General features: G+C 54.6%; 7 protein-coding genes and 1 pseudogene. 6 read left to right on the forward strand and 2 right to left on the reverse strand.

Annotated elements, in window-relative coordinates:
* The 6 genes and pseudogenes from A1355_RS25850 to A1355_RS20690 form a co-directional block, all read left to right on the forward strand.
* Positions 1–278, forward strand: a pseudogene (locus A1355_RS25850) (PA2169 family four-helix-bundle protein); the annotation flags it as partial.
* A 93-nt stretch (positions 279–371) separates the two neighbouring features.
* Positions 372–920, forward strand: a complete 549-nt coding sequence (locus A1355_RS20670) for a peroxiredoxin (protein WP_064031178.1) — start codon at positions 372–374, stop codon at positions 918–920.
* A gap of 15 nt (positions 921–935) precedes the next feature.
* On the forward strand, positions 936–2,300 hold the full coding sequence (gene gorA / locus A1355_RS20675; protein WP_064031179.1) for a glutathione-disulfide reductase: 1,365 nt from the start codon (positions 936–938) through the stop codon (positions 2,298–2,300).
* A 233-nt stretch (positions 2,301–2,533) separates the two neighbouring features.
* The gene (locus tag A1355_RS20680; RefSeq protein WP_064031180.1) at positions 2,534–2,722 is read left to right on the forward strand and encodes a hypothetical protein; all 189 of its coding nucleotides are present in this window, start codon (positions 2,534–2,536) and stop codon (positions 2,720–2,722) included.
* Positions 2,723–2,888: 166 nt separating this feature from the next.
* Positions 2,889–3,701 carry a Crp/Fnr family transcriptional regulator gene (locus tag A1355_RS20685; protein WP_064031181.1) on the forward strand — a complete coding sequence of 271 codons (813 nt, stop codon included), beginning with the start codon at positions 2,889–2,891 and terminating at the stop codon, positions 3,699–3,701.
* A gap of 141 nt (positions 3,702–3,842) precedes the next feature.
* Complete coding sequence (locus A1355_RS20690) at positions 3,843–4,226, forward strand: DUF2383 domain-containing protein (protein ID WP_064031182.1); 384 nt, start codon at positions 3,843–3,845, stop codon at positions 4,224–4,226.
* Between the two features lie 249 nt (positions 4,227–4,475).
* On the opposite strand, the gene A1355_RS20695 is transcribed toward A1355_RS20690, so the two are convergent.
* Positions 4,476–5,603, reverse strand: a complete 1,128-nt coding sequence (locus tag A1355_RS20695; protein ID WP_231883744.1) for a DUF1207 domain-containing protein — start codon at positions 5,601–5,603, stop codon at positions 4,476–4,478.
* Positions 5,600–6,166, reverse strand: a complete 567-nt coding sequence (locus A1355_RS20700; protein WP_064031184.1) for a BON domain-containing protein — start codon at positions 6,164–6,166, stop codon at positions 5,600–5,602. The genes A1355_RS20695 and A1355_RS20700 overlap by 4 nt, the downstream gene beginning before the upstream one ends.
* Positions 6,167–6,368 lie beyond the last annotated feature (202 nt).

Below are 6,368 nucleotides of genomic sequence, written 5' to 3' on the forward strand. Positions count from 1 at the left end.
CTCAAATTCGAGATCTGCGGGGCACGCCGGCCAAGAACTCCGGTGTTTGGGGGGCCTGGGCCAAATTGGTTCAAGGCGGCGCCAATGCCTTCGGTAAACTAACCGCGTTAACAGTATTGCAGGAAGGCGAGAAAAGCGGTCTGGAAGACTACGGAAAAGCGCTATTGGATCAGAAGCTGGATCCCGAAGCGCGCGAACTGATCGAGCGGACACTGGTGCCGGCCCAACGCGCTCATATCCAGACGTTGGAACGGATGAACGGTGCGACGGTCGCTTAGCGAACCGCGCCGGTCTGAACAGACCGTTGTAACGAGCCAACCCTGGCATCGTCTGTCTCGATGCCGTGCTCTGACAGTACAGGAGTTCCCGACATGCCGACTACCGTTCCCGATGTCATCTTTAAAACCCGCGTTCGCGACGACAGTGTCGCCGGGGACAACCCGTTTCGCTGGCAAGACGTCTCCAGCGACGATCTTTTTAAAGGCAAAAAAATCGTGGTATTGGCGCTACCGGGCGCGTTTACACCGACCTGTTCGAACCGGCACTTGCCTGGCTTTGAAGCAAAATACCGGGAACTGCTGGCGCAAGGCATTGATGAAGTGTATTGCCTGAGCGTCAACGATGCCTTGGTGATGTACCAATGGGGTTTGCATCTAAACATCGTCAACGTGAAAATGCTGCCGGACGGCAACGGCGAATTTACCGAAGCAGTCGGCATGTTGGTCAAAAAGCACAATGTGGGTTTTGGCTACCGCTCCTGGCGCTATTCCATGCTGGTCGACGATAAAAAGATTCTGAAAGTCTTCAGCGAACCGGATCAAATCGATAATTGCCCGGACGATCCTTTTACCGTAAGCGACGCGGATACCATGCTGGCTTACCTAACAGAACGGCAACGCGCCCACGGGCCGGTTCGATGAGTACCGAGAGCTCGGATGATTGACTACGATTACGACTTGTTCGTCGTGGGCGCCGGCTCCGGCGGTGTTCGAGCCGCCAATACCGCGGCCAACCGGGGCGCGCGCGTGGCGATCGCGGAAGTCCGCGACCTTGGCGGCACCTGCGTCAACCTGGGTTGCGTACCGAAAAAACTGTTGGTCTACGCCTCGCAATTTAAAGACGACTTCGCCGCCGCCACCGGTTACGGTTGGACACTGAACAATGCCGCCTTCGACTGGCCCAGCCTGATCGCCAACAAAAACCGCGAAATCGAGCGCTTACATGCGGTTTATCAAAGCCACTTGCAACAATCCCGAGTGACTATCTTCAACGGTAAGGCCCAATTGCTCGATGCGCATACGATCGCGGTCGCCGGCACGCAATGCACGGCCAAACGCATCTTGATCGCCACCGGCGGTTGGCCGTTTGTCCCCGATATTCCCGGTAAGCAGCATATCGCTACCTCGAACGAACTGTTCTCCCTGAAAAAATTGCCCAAACGCATCGTGATCGTGGGCGGCGGTTACATCGCGGTCGAATTTGCCAGTATTCTGAACGGCCTGGGGGTGGACACCACCGTTTGCCAGCGCGCCGAAAAGCTGCTGGAAGGGTTTGACGAGGATATTCGCGACTTTCTGGGGGCGGCCATGGCGCGGCAAGGCGTCAAGATTCTGTTGAATAGCGATGTGCATGCGATTGCCGAGGATGGCGATGCCTTTGCCGTCAGCTTGCTGGACGGCAACGTCATGACGACCGATCTGGTGCTGTACGCCACCGGCAGAACGCCGAATTCGGCGGGTTTCGGCTTGGAAGAACTTGGCGTGGCACTGGATACCAACGGCGCAATCATCGTCAATGGTGACTATCAAACCAATCTGCCGTCTGTCTATGCGCTAGGAGATGTCACCGATCGGATCAATCTGACGCCGGTCGCGATTGCCGAAGGCGAGGCACTGGTGAATAGTTTGTATTTCAAGGACGCCCGCCCGGTGGATTACAACAACATCCCCACTGCGGTATTTTCCCAACCCAATATCGCCAGCGTCGGCTTAACCGAAGCGCAAGCACGGCAAAAGTATTCTGACATTGCGATTTATAAAACCGAGTTCACACCCATCAAAAATACGCTGTCGGGTAAGGACGAAAACACCCTGATGAAAATGATCGTGGAACCCGTGACGGACAGAGTAGTCGGCCTGCACATGATAGGCGCCGATGCGCCGGAAATTATCCAAGGCATGGCTATTGCGCTGCGTGCCGGCGCGACCAAGGCTATTTTCGACTCGACTATCGGCGTGCACCCAACTTCCGCCGAAGAGTTCGTCAACCTGCGGACGCTCGCCGACCCAATCTCTGGCTAACGCCGAACACTACGGCTTCAATGTACCGGTGGTTCCGGTCATTTCGGCGGAAACGCGCCATTTGGACGAGCGCTACGACCGGTAAATAATCACGACACGCAGCCCCGCTGGCTAACGAATAAGCTATGTTCGCTACCGAACGGATAGAAATTCCGATTATTTGTAAGGTTTGATTCAGCGCCGGATTCCGGCGCTAAGCGCTTTGATACCAATTCCAACTGATCGGAGTCCAGATGAACAAAGACAAACTAACCGCTCGCGTCCGTCAAACGGACGTTGAACTCGAACATACCGGCAACTATTTAGCGGATGACGACACAGAACTTGAACGTAATCCACATAGAAAAACCGGCAAACTGGAAGCCGGACTAGGTAATTTTAGGGAGAAAATTAGAAAAGGCCCGAAGCAGCCCGGCTACTAAGCAATATTCTTCAAGCCGGCATGCTGATCGCGAATTTAACTCCGCCGGGGTAAACCGCGTGCTGAGCCGGACTGGTGAACGGCGTACGGGCTGTTTGCGACTTCAAGCATAGCCTAACCGCGTTTCTGCAGACCGTGGACCTTATTCGAAACCATGGAGACACCGCGTGACCACACTCAATTCGCAGCGAATCAATCTCTTGCTGGGGGCGCTTCCGGCACAGACTTACCAACGATTGGCGACAGATCTGGAGCCGATTCAAATGCCTGCCGGTCAAGTCATTTACGAGTCGGGCAGCGAGTTGCGTTACGCCTACTTTCCCACGACATGTATCGTTTCCAAGATTTACGTGATTGCGGACGGCGCGTCCAGCGAGCTTGCCATCATTGGCAACGAAGGCTTTGTTGGCCTTAGCCTATTAATGGGCGGTCGAACCATGCCTCACCAAGCCGTCGTTAGCACCGCCGGTTATGGGTATAGACTGCGGCGCCAACGATTTATCGAAGAAATAGCATCCGCGGGTGGGACGCTTAACGATAGTTCGCTATTGCATTTGCTACTGCGTTACACGCAGGCGCTGATGACCCAGATAAACCAGGCGGCGGCCTGTAACCGGCATCATTCAATACACCAGCAACTCTGCCGTTGGCTGCTTCTGACTCTTGATAGACAGGCATCGAACGAGATGTTGGCGACCCACGACCATATCGCCAACATGCCCGGTGTTCGTCGAGAAAGCATCACCGATGCCGCCGGGAAATTACAACAAAAAGGCTTGATAAATTACAGTAGAGGCCGTCTCGTGGTATTAAGTCGAGCCGGCCTGGAGGAACAAGTCTGCGAATGCTACGACGTGATAAACGCCGAATTCACCAGGTTAATACCCGCTTTCGTGAATAAACCCGCTTCGCGCGGATTGCCGCCGATTGCTTCCGCCAAAGCGACGAAACGCCCGGTGCACGACCTCGTTTTTGAATAAAGCCCGACTTGAGTCGACTGAATGCGGGCTGTGCGGCAGCGTACCGACTTCCAAACCGCTTTGTTATTAAATTTAGCGGCACTATCAACTGATCGGCAATGGCATTAGCCACGCCGGCATCCATCGACTGGGAGTTTCGTTATGTCTGATATTCAATCCATCAATCGTTTGTTACAGAATGAATTGTCCGCGCTGGAAACCTATCAACAAGCCCTGGATAGATTCCGCAAGGACACCGCGCTGGGGGAATTCGATTTTTTAATGTTGACTTTTCAAGAACATAAAGCCGCGGCTTGCAGTCTGCGGGGGAAAATCAAACAACTCGGCGGCACGCCAACCCAAGACTCGGGGCCTTGGGGAACTTGGGCAAAAATAATCATGGCTTGCGCTACTTTGTTGGGTAAGCAAGCTGTGCTAAAGGTGTTGCGCGAAGGCGAATTAACCGGCACGGAAGACTACGAAAAAGCCTTGCAGGATCATGGTCTACACCCCGATATTCGCGTCCTGATAGCAAACAGTCTATAACAACGCCATATGCGTGCCTTGGACAGCCTATTGGAGGCGGCAATGGCTTAATTCTAACGTTACAAGAGCATGAATGCCTGGCCTGGATTCGGTCATCATGCTCTTACGGCTTCACTAGGTCAGTATCGAGTGTTTATTCGTCCGCAACCGGCACGAGTATCCGCCCTTAATGTCCCAAGGCGGCGTGCCCCGGCCCTCGCGATAGTTTCTTCCGATCGCCTCCAAGCCGAAACGTCTTGGCCGAGCGCATTAGAAATGATAATGCGCGCCCAGGCCGAAATACTCCACCTTGTCTTTATAAAACTGGCCGCTGGGCGAATAGCCGTTGAAATATTCGACCAATATTTGCAGCTTCCGCCCCAAGACTTTGGAATTATCGAATTCGACACCGGCTCTGGCGGAAATATCGGCACTCCAGTTGTTTTGATCGTAGTTCTTGATGTCGGCGGCGATGATCGGGCGCATCGACGCAAAATCCAGTCGCCACGGACTTCTAAACTCGATACCGTATTGCGCGGACCATTTTTTTAGCTCGGAAGGCTCTCTATGGAACAAGCCGCCGCCGCCACCGTAGATCCGCACGCCGTAGGGCAGCTCATAGGACAGTTTTAAGTCCACGCCTTCGTAACTCAGGTTAACCCGTTCGAAGGTAGTGTTGACCTTGCGCAGCAAAAATTCATCACCCAGATGCGAACTCTGGTGGTACAACCGGCCGAACGCGGAAAACTGCCCGGCGCGCGCGCTGGAGTAAATCGAGGCGATAAAATCGGTATTCACCAAATCGGACGACGAGGCATCCAGATTGAAGTCACTGAACACGCCGGCCTGCAAGCCGGCTTCCCATTGCGCCGTGGAATTACCGATGTTGGCGCGATAAAACGGAATGGTTTCGCCGAAACTGACCGAGGCGATATCCCGGCCGTCGAAATTATTGGTTTGGTAATTACGGTACGCCGCGGAGAAATGCGCCCAGCGCGGGTCGGCTAATAAGCCTTTAAATAAATGTCCGGTCGGTAGCAGTCCTGTCGGCAACACCAAGCTCTCGGCTGTCGTCGACGTCGTTGAACCTGCGGCCAGCGCGGCTGCCTCTTTGGAATCTACTTCACTGGTTTCGGCGATTTTGACGGCGCTGACGCCCGGAATCTCCGCGAGTGCCTTTGCGGCCTGGGCGCGATCCGCGCCCGACATTCCGGCGGCCGGCAAGGTGATAACCCCGTCTTTTACCGGCAGGGCCGGCGGTTCGAGCTGTAGTTTGTACTTCAACTCAGCGGCGGCATATCCGGCGATATAAGCGTCGTCGGCGTTCGTGGCGTTGGCGAATGGCGCGGTCAGCAGCCAACAGCCCGTGAATGTAACCAATCTACGCGTCAACATCATGGCTTACCGAGTTCGCCGGCAGTCACCGCCAGTTGGCTTTGCACCGATTTGACGTGTTCCTGGCTATTGGCCAAGCCGATCGCTCTACCGACCATCTTCTCGTTATCCAAAACCCCGCTCAAGGTCACGCCGCCGTTGACGGTCGTCACTTCGATGCGCGCGTCTTTCAGTAATTCGTCGCTCATCAGCGCGGCCTTGATCTTCGCGGTGATGGCCGAGTCGTCCAGATAGACGCCGCCGGCTTTAGCGCTGTCCACTACCGCCTCCTTGGCGGAGTCGATGCGTTTTTCAGAATTGCTGATGGCTTGATCGATTTGCTTGCTGGCTTTATCCAGCGCATCCTCGGACGATTGCGCGGATTTCTCGATGTAGGCGCCGGCTTTGTCCGCGCCTTGTTCCATCTTTTGACCGACGTTTTCCACCGCCTTATCGATTTTTTGCCCAGTCTTTTCCGCTTGCCCTTCCGGCTGGCATGCGCTGAGTCCGGCAACGGCGGATAAACAAACCGTGGTCAACAAACGATTGAACCAGGGCCGATTGGGGTATTTGAATAGAATGTTCATATGAGTTCCTGAAAAGAAGCCGAGTGACGGACGACCTGGAAAGCCTATTGAGCTCTTGGGCGCGTGATGGACACTTCACATCCGGTCGACACATCGAGGGATGGAAACAGCTTCGGATTCTAGGAGCCTGTCGGACTTAACTTACCAGCACATCTGTTGTCATCCAGCTCAGCGAAGACGGCGGTCGAAGGAAGGATTTGCC

The sequence above is a fragment of the Methylomonas koyamae genome (assembly GCF_001644025.1).
Taxonomy (GTDB): Bacteria; Pseudomonadota; Gammaproteobacteria; order Methylococcales; family Methylomonadaceae; genus Methylomonas; species Methylomonas koyamae_A.